Source organism: Opitutia bacterium, from assembly GCA_016217545.1.
Taxonomy (GTDB): domain Bacteria; phylum Verrucomicrobiota; class Verrucomicrobiia; order Opitutales; family Opitutaceae; genus Didemnitutus.
On record JACRHT010000012.1, the window covers coordinates 1,047,422 to 1,066,203 of the forward strand.

Genomic DNA, 18,782 nt, shown 5'->3' on the forward strand with positions numbered 1-18,782 from the left:
CGGGGCCGCCGACCGGGATCGGCGGCCTTTTTGTTGGGCAACGATGTGTGAAAACCGGCGTGGCGCCGTAAACGCGCCGTCAAAACCGGCTCCGCCCCTAGGCGGACCGCCACAACTTCGGTAGGGTGCGGTCGTCAGTCACCGACAACGCCCATGAACACACCCGACAACGCGAACGCCACCGAACACCTGCGCTACGAAATCGCACAGCTCGACAAGATGCGGCAGCAGATTTTCTCCGACATGGAAGCTCTGCGCCAGCAGGAGCAGAACCTCCGCAGCTACGAATCCCGCCTGCGCGGCGCGCCGCCGCCGACCGGCACCACGATCGCCCCTTTCACCGGCGGCTCGCGCGAAATCGACGCCGAGCGTGAGAAACTTTCCCGCCAGCGCGCCCTGCTCGAGGCGGAGCGCCGCTCGCTCGCCGACGATCGCATCGCGCTCCGCGAGGAACGCACCGCTCTCGCGCAATACGCCGAGGCGCTGAAGAAGCGCGAGGCTTGGCTGGAGGTGCAGGAGCGGGAGTTGAAGGCGAGGGCGTTCGCGCCGCCGCCCGCGCCCGTGAAGAAACCCGCCAGCGTCGCGCCGTTCGGGCTGCGCCTCGGGCTCAACGAGGTGCCTTTCTCCGGCATTTTTGGTTCCAATCGTCGCAGCGCGTAGGTGTGCGCGCTGCACCGGTCTGTGCGGACAACCGAGGAGCCCGGGCTAGGGATGGCCCGGGCTCTTCACGTTTGGGTCAGGCGAGTTTTTCCAACTCGCCGAGCTTCGTGGCCGCGGCCTCCCACTCGGCGGTGGCGGCGTGGAGCAGGTCGACCGTCGTGCTGAGCTCGCGGTTCAAGTGCTGGGCGCGGCCGGCCTGCGTGTAGGTCTCGGGCTTTTCGAGTTCGGCGGTGAGCTCGTTTTGCTTCGTCTCGAGTTCGCTGACGCGCTGCTCGAGTTTGCCGACTTCGGTGCGGAGTTTCTTCAACTCGCCGGGATTTGGTTTCTTTGTGGCCGGGCTCGTTGAGCCCGGGCCGGGGTCGGCGACCCCGGCTACAGATTTGGCCGTCTGCTGCTTCGGGCGGGCGTCGGTGAAGCCGGCGGTGAGCGCGGCGCGGGCGCTGGTGGCCTTCGACTTGTCGAGGTAGTAGTCGTAGTTGCCGGCGTAGGGTGTGAGGCGGCCGCTGTGGACGTGCAGGACGTTCAGCGCGAGCTGGCGGATGAAATACACGTCGTGGCTGATGAAGAGCAGCGTGCCTTCGTAGGCCTTGAGAGCGTTCACGAGCGCGTCGATCGACGGGATGTCGAGGTGCGTCGTGGGCTCGTCCATCAGCAGCAGGTTCGGTGGATTGATGAGCAGGCGGGCGAGGGCGAGGCGGGATTTTTCACCGCCGGAGAGCACCTCGACCGGCTTGAACACGTCGTCCTTGCGGAACAGGAAGCCGCCGAGCACGGCGCGGGCTTGCTGCTCGGTGAGCTGGTTCTCGGCGGTGCGGAGCTCCATCACGTTTTCGAGGACGGAGAGCTCGGTGTTGAGATTGTCGCCGCGGTTCTGGGCAAAGTAGCCGGCGACGACATTGGAGCCGAGCTCGCGGGTGCCGGCCTGGATGGGGATGACGTTGGCGAGGATTTTCAGCAGCGTGGATTTGCCGGCGCCGTTGGGGCCGACGAGCACGATGCGCTGGCCGCGCTCGGCCTCGAAGTTGAGGTCGCGGTAGACGACGTGGTCGCCGTAGGCCTGCTGGACGTTTTTCAGCGTGATGACCTTCAGGCCGGAGCGCGGCGGCTGCGGGAAGCGGAAATTGATCTTCTTGAGGTCCTCCCATGGCTCCTCGACGGCGACTTCCTTGAGGCGCTCGATCTGCTTCTCCTTCGACTTGGCGCGCGAAGCCATCGAGGCCTTGGCGCCGAAACGGTCGACGAATTTCTGGAGGTGGGCGATCTCGCGTTGCTGGTTCTTGAAGAGAGCGGCTTGTTGCTCGCGACGGGCGTCCTTTTCGTTGAGGTAGTCGTCGTAGTTGCCGGTGTATTTGTTGAGCGTGCCGCCCTTGAGCTCGAGGATGCCGTTGCAGAGCGTGTTCAGAAATTCGCGGTCGTGCGAAATGATGAGCAGGCCGCCCGGATAGCGCGTCAGGTAGTCCTGGAACCAGAGCAGCGCTTCGAGATCGAGGTGGTTCGTCGGCTCGTCGAGCAGGAGCAGCGCCGGCTCGCTGACGAGCAGCCGGGCGAGGTGCGCGCGCATGACCCAGCCGCCGGAGAACGATTTGGCGGGTTTGTCGTGATCTTCCTCGCGGAAGCCGAGGCCGGCCAAAATTTTCTTCGCGCGCGGCTCGAGCGTCCAGTCGATGTCGTAATCGTCGTCGTTCTCCGGGACGAGTTTCTTGCCGCTGGTGGCGATGGCGAGGACGGTCTCGTCGCCGACGGGCGCGCTTTCCTGCGGGAGGAAGCCGAAGTCCGCGCCGCGCTCCCACTCGATGATGCCCTCGTCGGGCTGCTCCTCGCCGAGGATCAGATTGAAGAGCGTGGACTTGCCCGCGCCGTTCGGGCCGACGAGGCCGTAGCGATCGGTGCGCGCGACGAAGAGCGACACCTCGGAAAACAGTTCACGGGTGCCGTAGGACTTGGCGACGTCGGCAAGGGTCAGCATGGAAAAGCCGCCGAGTGAGCCGACCGCACTCGCCGCCGTCAATCGTGGGTTTTTCAGCGACCCCGGGCCGGACGAGTAACCTATTAGGTGACTCTTCGCGGAGAACCACTTCCGGAAGAAACGCGCTGTTGAACGTCAGCGCGCCAGCGTCAACGCCACGGCGCCGGCCACAGCGATGGCGCCGCCGACCAGCGAGCGCCGCGATGGGCGCTCGCCCTCGATCCAGTAGGCGAGGGGGATCACCGCGAGCGGCGCGCAGGCCGTGATCGGCAGCACGAGGCCGCTCGGCGTCGAGGCGAGCGCGAGCTGGAACGTCGCCATGCCGAAAACCGGCCCGGCCAGCGCGTGGATGAGGATCCAGCCGTGCGCGCGGAGCGGCGGCGCGGGCCGCGCTTCGCGATCGCGATCGAGCCACGCGCGGACGGCGAACCACGCGGCGGTGATCGCGATGCCGCCGAGCACGCGCTGGTAGGCGGCGGTCAAACCGTCGAGGTGCGCGCCGGCCGCGGCGGTCATTTCGAAGCCGCGTCGGCTCAGCACAGCGCCCAGGCCCTGGCCGGTGGCGGCGATCAACCCGAGCACCACGCCGAGCGGACGCACGCGGACTTTGGGCGGCGAGGTGCGCGTCGGGACGAGCGCGACGACGATGCCGGCGATGATCACCGCGATGCAGAGCAGTTGTCCGCCGCTGAGCGTCGTGCCGAGCCAGAGCCACTCGATGCCGATCGCGACCGGCACGCTGAGGCATTGGTTCATCGTGGTCGTCAGGCGCGAGCCGAGGCGCGGCAGCGCGGCGAAAAACGCCAGGTCGCCGAGTCCCATGCCGGCGAGGCCGCTGAGCAGGAAGGTCGTGAAGGCCGGTCCGCCGTGTCCCTGGCCGAACAGATATGCCCACGCGCCGAGGCACACGAGGCCGACGGTGAGCCGGCCGAGGTTGGCGCGCGCCGGGCCGACGGTGTTCTGGCTCTTGTGCGCCAGCACGGAGGAGGCGGCGAAGAGGAACGTGGTGACGAACGCGTAGAGCACGGCGGAAGCCGCGAAGTTGCCGCGCGCCGTCCCGGCGGACGAGTGCGAATTGGCGGTGCGGCGACGGTGAAAGCGCGCGGTTGCTTTCGGCGTCGGGCGAGATTGCTTGCCCCGATGCCCAACCACCTCGCCACGGAGAAGTCGCCCTATTTGCGCCAACACGCGGACAATCCGGTCGACTGGTTTCCGTGGGGCGAGGAGGCCTTCGCCAAGGCGCGCGCGGAGCAGAAGCCGATTTTCCTGAGCATCGGCTACTCGACCTGCCACTGGTGCCACGTGATGGCGCACGAGTCGTTCGAGAGCGCGGCGGTCGCCGAGGTGCTCAACCGCGGCTTCGTCTCGATCAAACTCGATCGCGAGGAGCGGCCCGACCTCGACCGGCTCTACATGACCTACGTGCAGCAGACGACCGGGCACGGCGGCTGGCCGATGAGCGTGTGGCTCACGCCCGACGCGAAACCGTTCTACGGCGGCACGTATTTCCCGCCCGAGGACCGGCACGGCCGGCCGGGCTTCGTGACGCTGCTCAACGCCATCGCGCAGCACTGGCAAAACGAGCGCGCGAAAATCGAGACCGGCGCCGAGGAGATCGTGCAGGCGCTGCGCCGCTACGCGAGCGAGGGGCCGGCGCGCGAAATCCAAGAAGGCGAAGCGGCTGCGCCCGCACCGTTGCACGAGGCGGCAGGCGCGGCGTTCGACAAGTGCTTCCAGTATTTCTACGAGGGCCACGATGCGGTGTGGGGCGGCTTTGGCGGCGCGCCGAAGTTCCCGCGCGCGGCGTCGTTGAGTTTTCTCTTCCGCGTCGCCGCGTTGCAGGGCGTGAAGTCCGAAGCCGGCGCCGAGGCGGTGAAGATGGCGGCGTTCACGCTCCAGCGCATGGCCGAGGGCGGCATCCACGACCACGTCGGCGGCGGCTTCCATCGCTACTCGGTCGACGAGAAGTGGCACGTGCCGCACTTCGAGAAGATGCTCTACGACCAAGCGCAGATCGCGCTGAACCTGCTCGAGGCGCGACAGGCTACGGGCGTCGAGGTCTACGCGTGGGTGGCGCGCGGGATCTTCGACTATGTGCAGCGCGACCTGACGAGTCCGCGCGGCGGATTTTATTCGGCGGAGGACGCGGACAGCGAGGTGCCGGCTGGCGCAACGGGCAACGGCTCGTCCGGAGGACTCGCCCTGCCCTTGAAGCACGCGCATGCCGAAGGCGCGTTCTACGTCTGGACGAAGGACGAGATCGACGCGGCGCTCGGCGAGGACGCGGGGTTTTTCTCCGCGCACTTTGGCGTGAAGGCCGGTGGCAATGTCGATCCCGCGCACGATCCGCACGGCGAGTTCACCGGCAGGAACGTGCTCATGCAGCAGCGTCCGCTCGCGCAGACGGCGGCGGACTTGAAAATGGATCTGGCAGCCGCGGCGGAGAAACTCGTGCGCTGCCTCGAGAAACTGCGCTCGGTCCGCGCGCAGCGTCCGCGTCCGCACCTCGATGACAAGGTGATCACGGCGTGGAACGGCCTGATGATCTCCGCCCTCGCCAAAGGGCATCAGGTGCTAGAGAGCACGGCTCGTCGGGACGACTCGCCCTACCTCAACGCGGCGACGCGCGCGGCGGAGTTCCTGCGCGCAGAGTTGTGGGACGACGCGACGGGCACGCTTTACCGCAGCTGGCGCGAGACGCGCAGCAACATCCCGGCGTTCGCGGAGGATTACGCGTTCCTCGTGCAGGGACTGCTCGATCTCTATGAAGCCGGCTTCGACGTGCGCTGGCTGCAATGGGCCGAGCGCCTGCAGGCGCGCATGGACGAATTGTTCCTCGATGCGGCTCGCGGCGGGTATTTCAACTCCCGTGCGGACGACGCGAGCGTGATCGTGCGCATGAAGGAGGATTACGACGGCGCCGAGCCGGCTCCGGGGTCGGTCGCGGCGATGAATCTCGTGCGGCTCGACTGGATGCTCGGCGGGCCGGGCGCGAGGGATCGGGCGCGCGCTACGATCGAGTCGATGCGCACGCAGTGGACGAGTCACCCGCACGCGTTGCCGCAGATGCTGTGCGCCGTGGAACTCGCGCTCGAACCGCCGCGCACGGTGGTGCTCGCGGGCGATGCGGCGGCGGAAGATTTCCGAGCGCTCGCGGCGGTGTTGCACGAGCAACTCGGACCGCGGCGCGCGCTGCTGCATGCGGACGGAAGTGCGGGCCAGCGCTGGCTGGCGGAGCGGCGGCCTTACGTCGCGGAAATGTCGGCGGCGGGCGGTCGGGCGACGGCGTTCGTGTGCGAGGAGTTTGCGTGCCGCGCGCCGGCGTCGACGGCGGAAGAATTGCGAGCGACGCTGGGCGGCTGACGAGCTTTGGCTTGTTCGGCTCCCGGTGCCGTTGCATCGTCGGTTTGCTTGATGCCTTTCCCGAAATTGCCCGTTTCGTGGCTCCGCCGGCTGCCATGGCTGGTGCTGCTGGCCGGCGGCGCGCTCAGCGTGTGGATCGGCGTGTGGGCGGTGGGCGAGCGGACGCGGCGCGATGCGGCGGACTTTGCGCAGCTGACCTCCAACATCGAAACCTCCATCCGCGTGCGCGTGCGGGCGCACATCGACGCGCTGCGCGCCGGGGGCGGATTCATCGCGGCGAGTAGCGAGGTCACGCGCGATTCGTGGAATCACTTTGCTCACGAGATCGATCTCGACTCGCGGTATCCCGGCACGCGCGGCCTCGGCGTGGTTTTCCCGGTGCGGGACGTGGAGTTGCCGGCCTTCGTCGCGCGGATGCGTGCGCAGGGTCTGCGGGATTACCGAGTGCGCGGCATCGACGGTGCCGCGGTCGGTGGTGGGGAGCACTACGTCATCGCGCACATCCACCCGGAGAGCGGCAACGAGCCGGCGCTGGGCCTCGACATCGCGACGGAGCCGGTGCGGCGCGCGGCCGTTGAGCTGGCCCGGAGCACCGGCGAACCGGCTCTGACGACCCCGCTGCATCTCGTGCAGGACGAGCGCGGGCGCCCGGCCTTCCTGCTTTTCCTGCCCGTGTTTTCGTCCGGGGCGCCGGTGGCGACGCCGGAGGCGCGCGCGGCGGCGTTGCGGGCGTGGGTCTACACGCCGTTCGTGCTCGAGGAGTTTCTGATGACCGCGCTCGGCGAGCGGGCGGAGAAGGCGCGGCTGTATTTCTTCGCCGGCGACAAGGCGGACCCGCAGCAACTGCTGTTCGCTTCGGTCCCCGGCGGATTGCCGCCGGAATTCGCGCGCGTGCGTCCGCTGGAGCTGGCCGGCCGGAAGTTCACGGTCGGTTGGGTGCGCGGGCCGGCGTTCATCTCCTCGTCGGTCTCGCCGCTGCTCTGGGCGGCGGGCAGCACGGCTTTTGCCACGCTCGTGCTCGCGGGATGGGCGGCGATGCTGCGGGACAACCAGGAGCGCGCGGAGCAGCTGGTGACCGAGCGCACGCAGCAGTTGCAGGAGAGCGAGCGCCGCTGGCGCTTCGCGCTCGAGAGCAGCGCGCAGGGTTTGTGGGACTGGGATGCGGATCGCGAGGCGATCTATTTTTCGCCGATTTGGAAGCGGCTGTTCGGCTACGAGAACGTGAGCGACCTGACGTTGACCGACTGGCACCCGCGGGTGCATCCGGCGGACCTGCCCGATGTGCTCGATCGTCTCGCCCGGCACAATGCCGGCGAGTTGCCGGTCTTCGAACACGAGTATCGGGTTAAGCGCGGCGACGGCAGCTACGTGTGGATCCTGGACCGCTCGATGGTGGTGGCGCGCCGCCCCGACGGCACGCCGCAGCGCATGATCGGCACGCACACCGACATCTCCCCGCGCAAGGCGGCGGAGCTGGCGCTGCGCGAGAGCGAACAGCAGTTGAGCACGATCTACCGCACGATGGCCGACGGACTCGTGGTGCATCGGCGCGACGGCCGGGTTGTTTCCTTCAATCCCGCGGCGGAGCGAATCCTCGGCGTCGCCAGCGACCAGATTCTCGGCCGCAGTGCGCTGGATGAACGCTGGCCGCTCGTCCGCCCCGACGGCACGCCGCTGCCGGGCGAAGAGCATCCGGCGATGCGAGTGCTGCGACATGGGCGCCCGGAGCGCGATGTGCTGGCGGGCTTGGATATGCCGAATGGCGCGCGACGCTGGATTTCGATCAACGCCGAGCCCGTGCACGACGCCGCCGGACAGGTGGAGCGCGTGGTGGTGAGTTTCAGCGATGTCACGGCCCGCCAGCGGCTGCAGGAGGAGCTGAAGGCGGCGCGCGATCAGGCGCTCGAGGCGTCGCGCCTGAAGTCGGAGTTCCTCGCCAACATGAGCCACGAGATCCGCACGCCGATGAACGGCGTCATCGGAATGTCCGATCTCCTGCTGGAGACGCCGCTCAATGGCGAACAGCGGCAGATGGCCGATGTGATGCAGAAGAGCGCGGAGAGTCTTCTGACGATCGTGAACGACGTGCTCGACTTCTCGAAAATGGAGGCGGGGCGGATGCAGGTGGAAGTCCGCGAGTTCGACCTGCATGAGTTGGTTGAAGCGACGGTGGCGTTGCTCGCGCCGCGCGGGGCGAGCAAGCACTTGAAGGTGTCGGCGACGATCGCGCCGGACGTGCCGCGCGAGGTGCGCGGGGATCCCGTGCGCGTGCGGCAGGTGCTGACGAATTTGCTGAGCAACGCGGTGAAGTTCACCGATGCGGGCGCGGTGGACGTGCGGCTCGCCACCGCAGCGCGGGGCGACGCGGAAATGCGCGTGCGATGCGAGGTGCAGGACACGGGTCCGGGCATCGCGCCGGCGCAGCAAGGACGATTGTTCCAGGCCTTCACGCAGGCGGATGGATCGAACACGCGCCGCCACGGTGGCACCGGGCTCGGGCTCGCGATCTCGCGTCAGCTCGTGCAGTTGATGGGCGGCGACATCGGTTTGATCAGCGAGGCGGGGCAGGGCGCGACGTTCTGGTTTGAACTGCCGTTCGAGGTCGGGCGCGGGGCGCCAGCGAAGCCGCGGCAGGTGCCGGCGGCTCAACCGGTCGCCAGCCTGCGCGTGCTGGTGGCCGAGGATAATCCGGCGAACCAAGCCGTGGCGGAGGCATTGCTGCAGCAACTCGGGCACGTCGCGACGATCGCCGAGGACGGGGCCGTGGCGTTGCGGCTGCTCGCGAGCGAACGTTTCGACGTCCTGCTGTTGGATTGCCAGATGCCGCGGGTGGACGGCTACACGGTGGCGCGGGACTTGCGGGCGGGGAAGGTGCCCGGCTGCGAGCGGCTGCCGATCATTGCTCTCACCGCCTACGCGATGCCCGGCGATCGCGAACGCTGTCTGGCGGCCGGCATGGACTACTATCTCGCGAAGCCTCTTCGTGCGGCCGCGCTGCGCCAGGCGCTCGAGGCGTGCGGGCTCATCCCGGCCAGCGGTGAGGCGGTCGAGTCTCCGGCCCGGCCCGCGTCCGTGGCGCCGATCGATGCGACGCAGATCGCGCAATTACGCGAGATCCCCGGCCGCGTGCGGGAGCGCTTGTTGGACGAACTGATCGAAATTTTCCGGGAGTCCGCGCCGACGCAGCTGCGCGCGCTCGCGGAAGCCGCCGGCGCGAGGCGATGCGGGCTGATCGAGCAGCTCGCGCACAAGCTCGCGGGCAGTTGCGCGCATTTGGGAGCATTTGCGATGCGAGGCACGGCTTTGGAACTCGAGGCAGCGGCGCGCCGGGAGGACTGGTCGACCATCGGGCCGTTGCTGCGCCGGTTGGAAGAGCAGGCGGCCGAAGTGTTGAGCGCGCTCGACGAATTCGAAACCTGAGCGAGGGGGTTACTTGTCCTCGGCGACGCGCAGCTGCGGTGCGTCCTCATCCTCGTCGGCGGACGCGGGCAGGAGATCGCAAATCGAGCGGAGAATGCCGAGCAGCTCGGGGCTGCCCGCCACGCGCGTCAGCAAGCGGATGTCGGTTTCGTGCAGTCCGGCGCGCCGCACCGTTTCCTCGAGCTTGGCGGCGGCCCGGCCGGTGGAGCGGCTGTAGGTGGCGATTTTCTGGCGGGTTTGGCCGAGGGCGGACGGCTCCGCGAGATCGAGTCCGCTGACCGCCTCGAGCCACAGCAGCGCCAGGCTGGCCATCTCCGTGGAATCGGAGGCGTAACCCATCTTGGTCGCGAGCCGGGCCAAGGTTTCGAATCGCACTGGCCGGCCGGCTTCGACGTTCACGACCGTGTTCCGGTGGCAACGGGCCAGCCGGGCGAGCGTCTCGTGCGTCATGCCCTTCTGTTCCCGGAGCTGGCGGAAAAACAGCGTGTAGTGCATCCGAGGCGTGGATGCCGCCGTGCCTCCGAATTGTCAACGCACACGGCGGGTGTGGATCAGGTGTTGACAAGACGTGTTTGCCCACAAAACGTGGGCGCATCGGTATGCCGACACACCACCGCCAGGGCCGGACGGGGGCGCGGGCGCGAGGACGAAACGGCCACGCCCGGCGCCTGCTGCGGACATTTATCCGCGTGTGCCGGACCCTGGAAAAAGTGCAGAGCGGCGAAGCGCGCGCCGCGACGCGCGCGGTGCGGGAGCGGTTGATGCGCTGGGCGGCGGGGACCGCGGCAGGAGGAGGCCGATGATCGCGGCGAGTCCTTCCTTGCTCGCAGGCGCGTCGGTGCTGGTGGTCGACGACGACCCGGCGCTGCGCGCCTTGGTTTGCGCATTTTTCGAATGCGCGGGTTGCATCGTGGGCTCCGCGCCGGATTGCGCCGCCGCCGAGGTGCGGGCCGGCGCTGCGGCCTGGGAACTGGCGGTGCTCGACATCGACTTGCCGGATGGGAATGGGATCGAACTCGCGCGGCGGCTGCGGGCGCTCGCGGCGCGGCCGGATTTGCCCGTGGTGTTCGTCACCGGGCGGCCCGATGCGGCGCGGCGGTTGAGCATCGCGGGTGTGGGCAGCGCCGTGCTGGTGCCGAAGCCGTTCGCGAGCGCCGAGCTTCTGACCGCCGCCGCCCTGATGCTGGGCGACTGAGCCGCGCGGACTCAGCGCGCGAGCGCCTCGCGGACGAGCCGGTCGTCGCCCTCATTGGGGGCGGGGCGGATGCCGAGGACGGCGCAGAGCAGGTTGTAGAGGTGGATGTTCTCGACGTCGGCGAATTCGTGGCCGCGGCGGAACGCGGGCCCGTTGGCCAGCAAGAGTGCGCCCATGTCCGGCAGCGCCGGGTCCCAGCCGTGCGTGCCCTTGACGTAGGTGACGCGGCGCGCGGGCCAGCCGACCTTGCTCTCGATGTTCCAATGCGGCGCGGCGAGCAGCACGACGTCGGGGATGCGCGGATTGTTGCGGTAGTGCAGGCGCGCAGGCATTTCCTCGCGGAGGTAAACTTCGAGTTGGGGCGGGGCTTTCGCCCGGATGCTTGCGGCGAGTTCGGCGGCGGAAACGGTGCCCGGGAGCGGACGCACGCCGCCGTTGGGGCCGGTGGACTCGACGCGGACCTTGGAGACATCCATCAGGTCTTCGAGGAAGATGATACGATCCGGCCCGCAGGCGGACATGCCGTGGTCGGCGACGATGACGAGGTTCGTTTGCTCGCGCAGCCCGCGCGCGGCGAGGCCGGCAAGCAGACGCGCGACGGCGGCGTCGGCTTCGTGCACGGCGGCGGCGCACTCGGCGGACTCGGGCCCGAAGTTGTGGCCGGCGTGGTCGACCAGGTCGAAATACAGCGTGGCGAACTTCGGGCGCTGCTCGGCGGGCACGTCGAGCCACGCGAGGAGGCCGTCGACGCGCGCGTCCGACTTTTGTTTGCCGTTGAACTTCTGGAAGCGCGACGGGCGCACGCCCTGGACGTCGGTTTCGGAGCCGGGCCAGAAATAGCAGACGCTGCGCACGCCCTGTTTCTCGGCTGTGATCCAGATCGGCTCGCCCTCATCCCACCAGCGCGACTGCGCGTTGCTGTCGGGCTTGCTCATGCCGAAGGTCTCGGCGAACGCCGGGTCCCAAAACCAATTCGAGACGATACCGTGTTTCTCCGGGCGCAAGCCGGTGACGAGCGTGTAGTGGTTGGGAAAAGTCTTCGACGGGAACGACGGCGTCATGCGCCGGGCGTGCACGCCGTCGCGGGCGAGCTGGCGCAGTGTCGGCGCGTCGTAGCGATCAAGGTAGTCCCAGCGGAAGCCGTCGATCGAGAGGAGGATCAGCAGTTCGCCCGGCGGCCGGGTCGCCGCGGTCTTCGCGGGCGATTGTTGGCACGAGGTCGTGCCGAGCAGCACGACGAGAAACAGCGAGAGCGAAGCGAATCGCATCCGTCGAGACTCTGGGATTGGCGTGCGGCGGCGCAATGCGCATTCTGCGGGCGATGAACGAAGCCGAGAGACTCACTCGCCTTGAGGAGCGCTACGTCCACTTGCAGCGCCACGTGGCGGAGCAGGACAAGGCGATGCTGGAACTCGCCGAGGAGTTCGCGCGCTTGAAGGCGGATATCGCCGCGCTCCGCGCGCAGGGCGCCGGCGGCAGCTCGCCGGTGGGTGAGGCCGAGGCGGCGGACGAGCGGCCGCCGCATTACTGAGGAGCGAAGTAGAGCCGGTCTTCGACCGGCCTTGGTCACTTGGTCCAAGGATGGGACGGCCAATCGTCGACCAAACCGGCGCGCACCGGGTTGCTGCGGATGTAGTCGACGACCCGCGCACGTTCCTGCGGATTTCGCAGCCAACGGTCGAACCACTCGCGCTGCCAAACTGGGCCGCGGCCGCCGATGGTTTGGCGGATGCGGCGGGCACTGCGGCCTTTCCGTCGTTTCATGATTTGCGAAAGCGAGTGCCGGGCGTTTTCGCCCGGTGAGATCAGCGCGTGCCAGTGGTTGGGCATGAGGGTGAAGTGGCTGACCGCAATGTCCCAGTCGGCCAGAGCCGCGAGCTCCTCTTTCAAAATGCTCGCGCACGCGGCGTCCCGAAGCGGACATGCGCCGTGTCCGGCATCCAAATACTTTTCCAACGTGCGAAACAGCTGGCGTTGCAGAGCGGAAAATTCGGCCGAGCGCGGTGGGATGCGTGCGACGTGACGCTGCAACTCGGCGATGCGTTCGATCGCTCCGACGGGTAGACTGTCGGCGCACCGCACGGTCACGAAATACTCCGCCGCCTCCACTTCCCAGTGCGGCAGGTGGCGACGGGTGAAGCGGATCGTGCGCTGCATGGGCAGGCGCCAGTTTCGAGCGGCCGGTCGGAGACCGGCCCTACTGATCAGAACAGCGCCGTGACTTCGGTGTGGCGGCCGGCTTCGAGGACGATTTCACCGGTGAGCGCGGCGGTCTCGTCGTTCTTATAGAGCTTGCAGCGGATCGGGCCGGCGGCGTCGTGCGTCGACCAACCCCATTTGCCGATGGAGACGAATTGCATCGGCACGCCGTGATCCCACGAGAGGCCGGGGCCATCGCCGCGGATGAAGAGCTTGTTGCCGATGCCGATGTAGGCCGTCGCGAGGAGGCGCGTGGCACCGTCGGACGACGTCGATGACTCGACTTCCGCCGCGCTGGCGACGGGTTCGCTGGCGGGCTCGTCGCTCTCCGGCGCGGGGGCCGGAGCGAGCACCGGAGCAGCTTCCGGTTCAACGGGCGTCGGCAAAGACTCGACCGGAGCGGCCACGGGCTCAGCGGGTTTCTCGCTGGCGGCCGGTTCCGGTGTGGGCGCGGGCGCGGGCTCGGGCTCGAGCGACAGGGCGGACGGCGTTTCCTCGGGCTTCGGCTTGCGCGGCGCGCGAGGCTTTTTCGGCTTGGGCGGTTCGACCGACGTCGCGGAAGTTTCCGCGGCGGGAGATTCGGGTGCGGGTGCGACTGCTTCCGGCGTCGGTGCCGCCTCGACGGCGGCGACCGGCTCGGCGGGAGGCGCGAGCGGCGCGGGTGTCGGTGCGGGCTCGGGCTCCGGAGCGGGCGCGGGCGTTTCGTCGAACGCGTGTTTCGCGGCGACGGCGGCGATCGGTGCTGCGGCCGCGGCGACAGTGATCGTGGTCGGCACGCTGGCGGCCGCGTGCTTCAGCTCGGCGATCCTGGCGTCGAGTTCCTTCAAGGCGCCGCTGACTTTCGCCTGGAATTCCGTGGCGGCTTCGCCGGAACCCGATTGCAGCTTGGCGAGCGCGGCTTCGGCGGAGGTGAGTTGCTTGCGCGTCGCGACTTCGAGCGCGGACCAGTCGGCGGCGGCCTTCGAGATTTTTTCAGCGGTGGCTTTGAGCTGGTCGCTGTTGGCGGCGCGCAGTTCCTCGAGTTCGGTTTCCAGCGCCTCGCGGTCGCTTTCCTCCTTGGCGGCGAGCGACTCGTTGAACTCCGCGAGCTTCTCCTGCATGCGATACGGCAGCGTTTCGGCGTCGCGGGCGGATTTGTGGACGGCTTCTTCGACGGCTTTGATCTGGGCGGCGGCGCGGGCGAGGCTCTCGGTGGCGGCGTGGAGGCGGGCGACTTGGTCGTTTACGCGCACACGCTCGCGCTCGACGGCCTCCGCGGTGTCGGCCGCATAGTCGACGAGGAACGGCACGAGGCCGATCACGGCGGCGAGCGCCGCGCAGAGGACCGCGCTGACGAACGGCAGCGGCGCGTAGGGGTCCTTGGCAAAATAGACGATGACGAACGCGATGAGCAGCAGGCCGGCATCGATCGCGAGGAAGATCCACTTCGGGAGTCGGGGAGCGGGTTCGAGATTCATGGGGCGATTCGCGCGCTGGGCTCGTTTTCCCTCGGGAAACGCCGCTTCACAAGGCTAAACCGGCCGCGCGCCAGAGTGAAATCCGCCCTTGTGCCGCGCGACGTTCGGCGCATGGTCGCGCCGTTCCCATGAGTTTCCCGCATTTCGTGCGCATCGATCGGGACGGAAACGCCGCTGACGGGCGCCACTTCGTGGTGCACACGCACAACCCGCAGTTCACCGTCGAGCTGACGCCGGACGGCGACGCGCCGGACAAGGTCGGCAGCGGCGTGATCAAGCGCGTGTGCGTCCCGAATTCGTGGGCGGGCGACTACGGCAAATACGCGAAGCTGCTCTCGCAGGCGCAGGAGTTTTTCGTCGCCTCGGGCGGCGGGCCCGCGCCGAAACGGCTGCAAGGTTAGCTCTGCCGCGGCGCCCGCTCAACGCGCCAGCGCCCGCCAGGTCGTGATCGCGAGCGATAGCAGCATGCCGATGCGGATCGAGCCCTCGAAGGTCAGGATCACGAGCGTCCATTTGAGGTTCGTGACAGCACGCAGCCCGTAGCCGATCCAACTGGTCGCGATCAGCACGAAACCCTGCGCGCGGCCGACCGGGTGGAGCAGCAGCGTCGCCATCCACGCGAAATACACGATCAGCCCGCCGGCCCACGTGATGGCCATCGCGTTCGACATCGGCAGCTCGCGCGGGTCCGCGTTGGCGCGGATGCGGCGGATGCCGAGGTAGCGTTCGCCGACGAACAATTGCCAGAGCTCGAACGCGAAGAAGAGCGGCGCGAGCAGGGCGAGCGGATTCACGCGCGCAGCATCGGCGCGCGGCGGCCGGGCGCCAGATTTTTTCGGCGGTGTGTCACCGGAGGAATTGCGCCTTGTGCCCGACCGGGTCGGACCCATCCTCGCCCGCCGTGGGCGAAATCACCGTGATCCTCGGGCGCGTGCATGCGGGCGATGCCGCGGCGGCGAACGAGCTCATGAATCTGGTCTACGACGAACTGCGTCGCCTCGCGGCGGCCAAACTCGCGCGCGAACGCGCCGGCCAGACCCTGCAGCCCACGGCACTCGTGCACGAGGCGTGGCTGCGGCTCGGCGGCGACGAGCAACCGCCGTGGGAAAACCGCCGGCATTTCCTGGCTGCGGCCGCAGAGGCGATGCGCCGCATCCTGATCGATCGCGCGCGCCAGCGGCAGGCGGCGCGCCGCGGCGCCGGCGCGGAATGCGTTTCGCTCGACGAACTCGATTTGCCGGCCGCCATGCCCGACGATCGTCTGGTGGCGCTGAGCGAGGCGCTGGACCGGCTGGCGGAGGCGGCCCCGGAAAAGGCGGAGCTGGTGAAGCTCCGCTATTTCACCGGGCTCACGCTGGAGCAGGTCGCCGAGGCGCAGGGCGTCTCGCTCGCGACGGCGAAGCGATCGTGGACCTTCGCGCGGGTGTGGCTGTTGCGCGAGATGCAGGCGATTGCGCCGACGGGCGGAAATTCGTGAGCCGTTCGGCCGGAAAAATCCGCCTGAGACGATGATTCCCCATGTCGACCTCCCTTGAACGAGAGGAAGCCCTGTTCATCGCCGCGCTCGGCCAGCCGCCGGGCACGCGGAGCGAGTTTTTGCGCACGCAGGCGGGCGGCGACCGCGCGCTCGTGGAGCGCGTGGAAATGCTGCTGGCCCTGCACCCGCAGACGCAGGGCTTTTTGGAGAACACGGCGGGCGAGGCGGTGGCGGCGGCTTTGGGTCGCGCGCCGGAGTCGCACGCGCTGGCGGCCGAGGATCTCGTCGGGCAGCAAGTCGGGGCTTTCGCCGTGGTGGCGCGATTGGGCGAAGGCGGCGTGGGCGTCGTGTATCGCGCGGAGCAGGCGCAGCCGTTGCGGCGCGCGGTCGCGCTGAAAGTGATCAAGCCCGGCATGGACACGCGCGAGGTGCTCGCGCGTTTCGACGCGGAGCGGCAGGCGCTGGCGATGATGGATCATCCCGGTATCGCGCGGGTGTTCGAGGCGGGCGCGACGGCGCGCGGACGGCCGTATTTCGCGATGGAGCTGGTGGACGGCGTGCCGCTCACGCGCTATTGCGACGAGCAGTCGCTGTCGATCGCGGCGCGGTTGGAGTTGTTCCTCGAAGTCTGCCATGCGGTGCAGCATGCGCACCAGAAGGGCATCATCCATCGCGACCTGAAGCCGTCCAATATCCTCGTCACGACCGGTGATGGTGTGGCGCGGCCGAAGATCATCGATTTCGGCATCGCGAAAGCCACCGCTGCCGGCAGCCGGGCGATGACCGAAGTGGCGCAATTCATCGGCACGCCCGGCTACATGAGCCCCGAGCAAGTCGCGGGCGACACCGACCTCGATACGCGCAGCGACATCTACAGCCTCGGCGTCGTGCTGCACGAGTTGCTCACCGGCCGCACGCCGCACGAGAACGGCAAGCTCGGCGTCGAGGAGTTGCGCCGCCGCATCCGCGAGGACGATCCGAGCCGGCCGTCGACCGTGGTGAACAAGCTCAGCGCGGAGGACCGCGGGACCGTCGCCCTCACGCGCGCCGTGGCGCCGGGGCGGCTCGCCGCCCAACTGCGCGGCGATCTCGACTGGATCGTGCTGCGCTGCCTGGAGAAGGATCGCGCGCGCCGTTACGCCACGGCGAATGCGCTGGCCAGCGACCTCGTGCGCCACCAGCGGCATGAACCCGTAAACGCCGCGGCGCCGAGCCAGCTCTACCGGCTCGGGAAATCCATCCAGCGCAACCGTGTCGCCTACGCGGCCGGCGTGCTGGTGTTCGCGGCGCTGATTGCGGCGACCGTGGTCAGCCGCACGCAGGCCGTGCGGGCCCAGCGCGCCGAGCTGCTGGCAGCGCAGCGGGCCGCCGCGGAGGCCGCCGCGCGCGCGCGGGCGCAGGACGCGGAGCGCGTCGCGGCGCGCGAGGCGGCGGCGAGTCGCGCGCTGTCGGACTTTTTGCGGCAGGACTTGCTCGCGCAGGCCTCGCCCGACAACCAGCGCGACCGCGACCTGAAGCTCCGCACCGTCCTCGACCGTGCGGCGGCGCGCCTCGAAGGGCGGTTCACGGACCAGCCGCAGGTCGAGTCGTCGATTCGCGAGACGCTGGCCACGACCTACGTCGCGCTCGGAGAGTTCGCTGCGGCGGAGCAGCAACTCGTGGCGGCGCGCGCCGTGCAGCGTCGCGACGGCGGCGACGAGAGCGAGGGAGCGCTGCGTGTCGCGGGGCAACTGGTGCACGTGCTGCGCCTGCAAAGCCGAATCCCCGAGGCGGCGGCGCTCGCGACGGAGACGCTGGCCCGGCTCGAGCGGCGTTTCGGCGCGGAGCACGCGCTCACGGTGCAGGTGCGCAACGCGCTGCAGGCCGTGTTGCTCAGCCAAGGCAAGTTCGGCGAGGCGGAGCCGCTGTTGCGGGAGTCCATTGAAGTCAGCCGCCGCACGCTCGGTCCGGAGGCGCCTGGCACGTTGATGGTGATGTCGAATCTCGCGCTGGCGCTGACGGAGCTCGGACGGCTCAAGGAGGCGATCGCGCTGAGCGAGGAAACGATCGCGATCAAGAACCGCGTGCTCGGCCCGGAGCACCCGCAGACGCTGCCGACGATGATCAACCTCGCTGCAATCTACTGTCAGGCCGGCCGGATGAACGAAGCGATCGCTCTCGGCCAAAAAGTGGTCGCGGTGCGCGAACGGGTGCTCGGCGCGGAGCATCCGCAGACGCTCGGAGCGTCGGACATTCTGGCCAACATCTACGTGCGCGCCGACCGGCAGGATGAGGCGGCTGCGCTGTTCGACCGCACGTTGCCGATCGAGGCGCGCGTGTTGGGCGCGGAGCACGCGGTGACGCTTGCCGCCGCGGTGGAACGGGCGGCAATCCATCTCGACCGCGAAGAGCTGGAGCCGGCCGCTGCGCTGGCATCGTCGACGCTCGAGCGTTTGCGGAAGCGCTTCGGCGCGGAACATGTGCAGACGTTCGATGCGGTGATGTTGCTCGCCCGCGTGCGCGCGGAGCAGCGGCGTTGGGCCGAGGCCGACGAACTGTTTGCGACGGCGAAGGGCATCGCGGATCGCACCATGACACCGGCGACCCCGCGAGCGGTGAGCCTGATTTTCCACCGCGGCCAGCGGCTGCTCGACGAGGGGCGCGCCGCGGAAGCCCTGCCGTTGTTTGCGTCGGTCGCGGAGCAACGCGGTCGCTCGGTGGGAGCGGAACATGTCGACACCCTCGCCGCGCGGCTGCGGCAGGCGGAGGCGCAGCTGCGACTCGGAGACACGGGCGCGGAAGCGAACCTGCTGGCCTGCGAGGCCGCGCTGGCGCGGGTTGCCGGTGCGACGCCCGAAAATACGATCCTGGCTCGCTCGCGGGCGAAGGCGCGGGGTCTGCTGGCGGAGTTTTATCGCGGCGCGGGCCGGACGGAAGAGGCGGCGCGTTGGGGCCGTTGAGAGGATTTTTTCAAGAAGCGTGAGCCGTTCGGCGTGTTTCCTGCGCATGTGCGAGGGAATAGCCATGCTCCTCGTCCGGTCTCCCGCCGTCGCAACGCCGCTGCCT

The 18,782-nt window shown here is 68.8% G+C and carries 15 protein-coding genes; 8 read left to right on the forward strand and 7 right to left on the reverse strand.

Going from position 1 to position 18,782, the window contains the following annotated elements; all coding sequences use genetic code 11:
* The first annotated feature begins 153 nt into the window (after positions 1-153).
* Positions 154-660: a hypothetical protein gene (locus HZA32_11480; GenBank protein ID MBI5424694.1), complete on the forward strand. Its 507-nt coding sequence runs from the start codon at positions 154-156 to the stop codon at positions 658-660.
* 76 nt (positions 661-736) lie between these two features.
* Here HZA32_11480 and HZA32_11485 read toward each other — a convergent pair whose 3' ends face one another.
* Together HZA32_11485 and HZA32_11490 are read right to left on the reverse strand one after the other, a co-directional pair.
* Entirely contained in the window at positions 737-2,626 is a 1,890-nt protein-coding gene (locus HZA32_11485; GenBank protein MBI5424695.1) for an ABC-F family ATP-binding cassette domain-containing protein, read from the reverse strand.
* 135 nt (positions 2,627-2,761) lie between these two features.
* On the reverse strand, positions 2,762-3,652 hold the full coding sequence (locus HZA32_11490; protein MBI5424696.1) for a DMT family transporter: 891 nt from the start codon (positions 3,650-3,652) through the stop codon (positions 2,762-2,764).
* Positions 3,653-3,766: 114 nt separating this feature from the next.
* Here HZA32_11490 and HZA32_11495 point away from each other — a divergent pair, with 114 nt between their 5' ends.
* Positions 3,767-5,989, forward strand: a complete 2,223-nt coding sequence (locus tag HZA32_11495) for a thioredoxin domain-containing protein (GenBank protein ID MBI5424697.1) — start codon at positions 3,767-3,769, stop codon at positions 5,987-5,989.
* A 51-nt stretch (positions 5,990-6,040) separates the two neighbouring features.
* Complete coding sequence (locus tag HZA32_11500) at positions 6,041-9,409, forward strand: CHASE domain-containing protein (protein MBI5424698.1); 3,369 nt, start codon at positions 6,041-6,043, stop codon at positions 9,407-9,409.
* A gap of 9 nt (positions 9,410-9,418) precedes the next feature.
* On the opposite strand, the gene HZA32_11505 is transcribed toward HZA32_11500, so the two are convergent.
* Complete coding sequence (locus HZA32_11505) at positions 9,419-9,904, reverse strand: helix-turn-helix transcriptional regulator (protein MBI5424699.1); 486 nt, start codon at positions 9,902-9,904, stop codon at positions 9,419-9,421.
* Between the two features lie 304 nt (positions 9,905-10,208).
* On the opposite strand from HZA32_11505, the gene HZA32_11510 reads away from it, so the two are divergent.
* Positions 10,209-10,604, forward strand: a complete 396-nt coding sequence (locus HZA32_11510) for a response regulator (GenBank protein MBI5424700.1) — start codon at positions 10,209-10,211, stop codon at positions 10,602-10,604.
* Positions 10,605-10,615: 11 nt separating this feature from the next.
* On the opposite strand, the gene HZA32_11515 is transcribed toward HZA32_11510, so the two are convergent.
* On the reverse strand, positions 10,616-11,872 hold the full coding sequence (locus HZA32_11515; GenBank protein MBI5424701.1) for an alkaline phosphatase family protein: 1,257 nt from the start codon (positions 11,870-11,872) through the stop codon (positions 10,616-10,618).
* A gap of 53 nt (positions 11,873-11,925) precedes the next feature.
* On the opposite strand from HZA32_11515, the gene HZA32_11520 reads away from it, so the two are divergent.
* A complete protein-coding gene (locus HZA32_11520) occupies positions 11,926-12,135 on the forward strand; it encodes a SlyX family protein (protein ID MBI5424702.1) in 210 nt (69 codons plus the stop codon).
* Between the two features lie 35 nt (positions 12,136-12,170).
* Here the strand turns inward: HZA32_11520 and HZA32_11525 are convergent, their stop codons facing one another.
* Both HZA32_11525 and HZA32_11530 read right to left on the reverse strand, forming a co-directional pair.
* Positions 12,171-12,761, reverse strand: a complete 591-nt coding sequence (locus HZA32_11525) for a transposase (protein MBI5424703.1) — start codon at positions 12,759-12,761, stop codon at positions 12,171-12,173.
* A 47-nt stretch (positions 12,762-12,808) separates the two neighbouring features.
* Entirely contained in the window at positions 12,809-14,260 is a 1,452-nt protein-coding gene (locus HZA32_11530; GenBank protein MBI5424704.1) for a hypothetical protein, read from the reverse strand.
* A gap of 128 nt (positions 14,261-14,388) precedes the next feature.
* Between HZA32_11530 and HZA32_11535 the strand changes: the two genes are divergently transcribed.
* Positions 14,389-14,661 (forward strand): hypothetical protein, encoded by a 273-nt coding sequence (locus HZA32_11535; GenBank protein MBI5424705.1) that lies wholly within the window; start codon positions 14,389-14,391, stop codon positions 14,659-14,661.
* Positions 14,662-14,679: 18 nt separating this feature from the next.
* Here HZA32_11535 and HZA32_11540 read toward each other — a convergent pair whose 3' ends face one another.
* Entirely contained in the window at positions 14,680-15,054 is a 375-nt protein-coding gene (locus HZA32_11540) for a hypothetical protein (protein MBI5424706.1), read from the reverse strand.
* 107 nt (positions 15,055-15,161) lie between these two features.
* Between HZA32_11540 and HZA32_11545 the strand changes: the two genes are divergently transcribed.
* Both HZA32_11545 and HZA32_11550 read left to right on the forward strand, forming a co-directional pair.
* On the forward strand, positions 15,162-15,737 hold the full coding sequence (locus tag HZA32_11545) for a sigma-70 family RNA polymerase sigma factor (GenBank protein MBI5424707.1): 576 nt from the start codon (positions 15,162-15,164) through the stop codon (positions 15,735-15,737).
* A gap of 41 nt (positions 15,738-15,778) precedes the next feature.
* Complete coding sequence (locus tag HZA32_11550; protein ID MBI5424708.1) at positions 15,779-18,676, forward strand: tetratricopeptide repeat protein; 2,898 nt, start codon at positions 15,779-15,781, stop codon at positions 18,674-18,676.
* Positions 18,677-18,782: the final 106 nt, after the last annotated feature.

Bases quoted from the DNA above. Each gene is read 5' to 3' on its own strand.
- HZA32_11480 (MBI5424694.1), top strand. From the start codon at position 154: ATGAACACACCCGACAACGCGAACGCCACCGAACACCTGCGCTACGAA.
- HZA32_11485 (MBI5424695.1), bottom strand. From the start codon at position 2,626: ATGCTGACCCTTGCCGACGTCGCCAAGTCCTACGGCACCCGTGAACTG.
- HZA32_11495 (MBI5424697.1), top strand. From the start codon at position 3,767: ATGCCCAACCACCTCGCCACGGAGAAGTCGCCCTATTTGCGCCAACAC.
- HZA32_11500 (MBI5424698.1), top strand. From the start codon at position 6,041: ATGCCTTTCCCGAAATTGCCCGTTTCGTGGCTCCGCCGGCTGCCATGG.
- HZA32_11505 (MBI5424699.1), bottom strand. From the start codon at position 9,904: ATGCACTACACGCTGTTTTTCCGCCAGCTCCGGGAACAGAAGGGCATG.
- HZA32_11510 (MBI5424700.1), top strand. From the start codon at position 10,209: ATGATCGCGGCGAGTCCTTCCTTGCTCGCAGGCGCGTCGGTGCTGGTG.
- HZA32_11515 (MBI5424701.1), bottom strand. From the start codon at position 11,872: ATGCGATTCGCTTCGCTCTCGCTGTTTCTCGTCGTGCTGCTCGGCACG.
- HZA32_11520 (MBI5424702.1), top strand. From the start codon at position 11,926: ATGAACGAAGCCGAGAGACTCACTCGCCTTGAGGAGCGCTACGTCCAC.
- HZA32_11525 (MBI5424703.1), bottom strand. From the start codon at position 12,761: ATGCAGCGCACGATCCGCTTCACCCGTCGCCACCTGCCGCACTGGGAA.
- HZA32_11530 (MBI5424704.1), bottom strand. From the start codon at position 14,260: ATGAATCTCGAACCCGCTCCCCGACTCCCGAAGTGGATCTTCCTCGCG.
- HZA32_11535 (MBI5424705.1), top strand. From the start codon at position 14,389: ATGAGTTTCCCGCATTTCGTGCGCATCGATCGGGACGGAAACGCCGCT.
- HZA32_11550 (MBI5424708.1), top strand. From the start codon at position 15,779: ATGTCGACCTCCCTTGAACGAGAGGAAGCCCTGTTCATCGCCGCGCTC.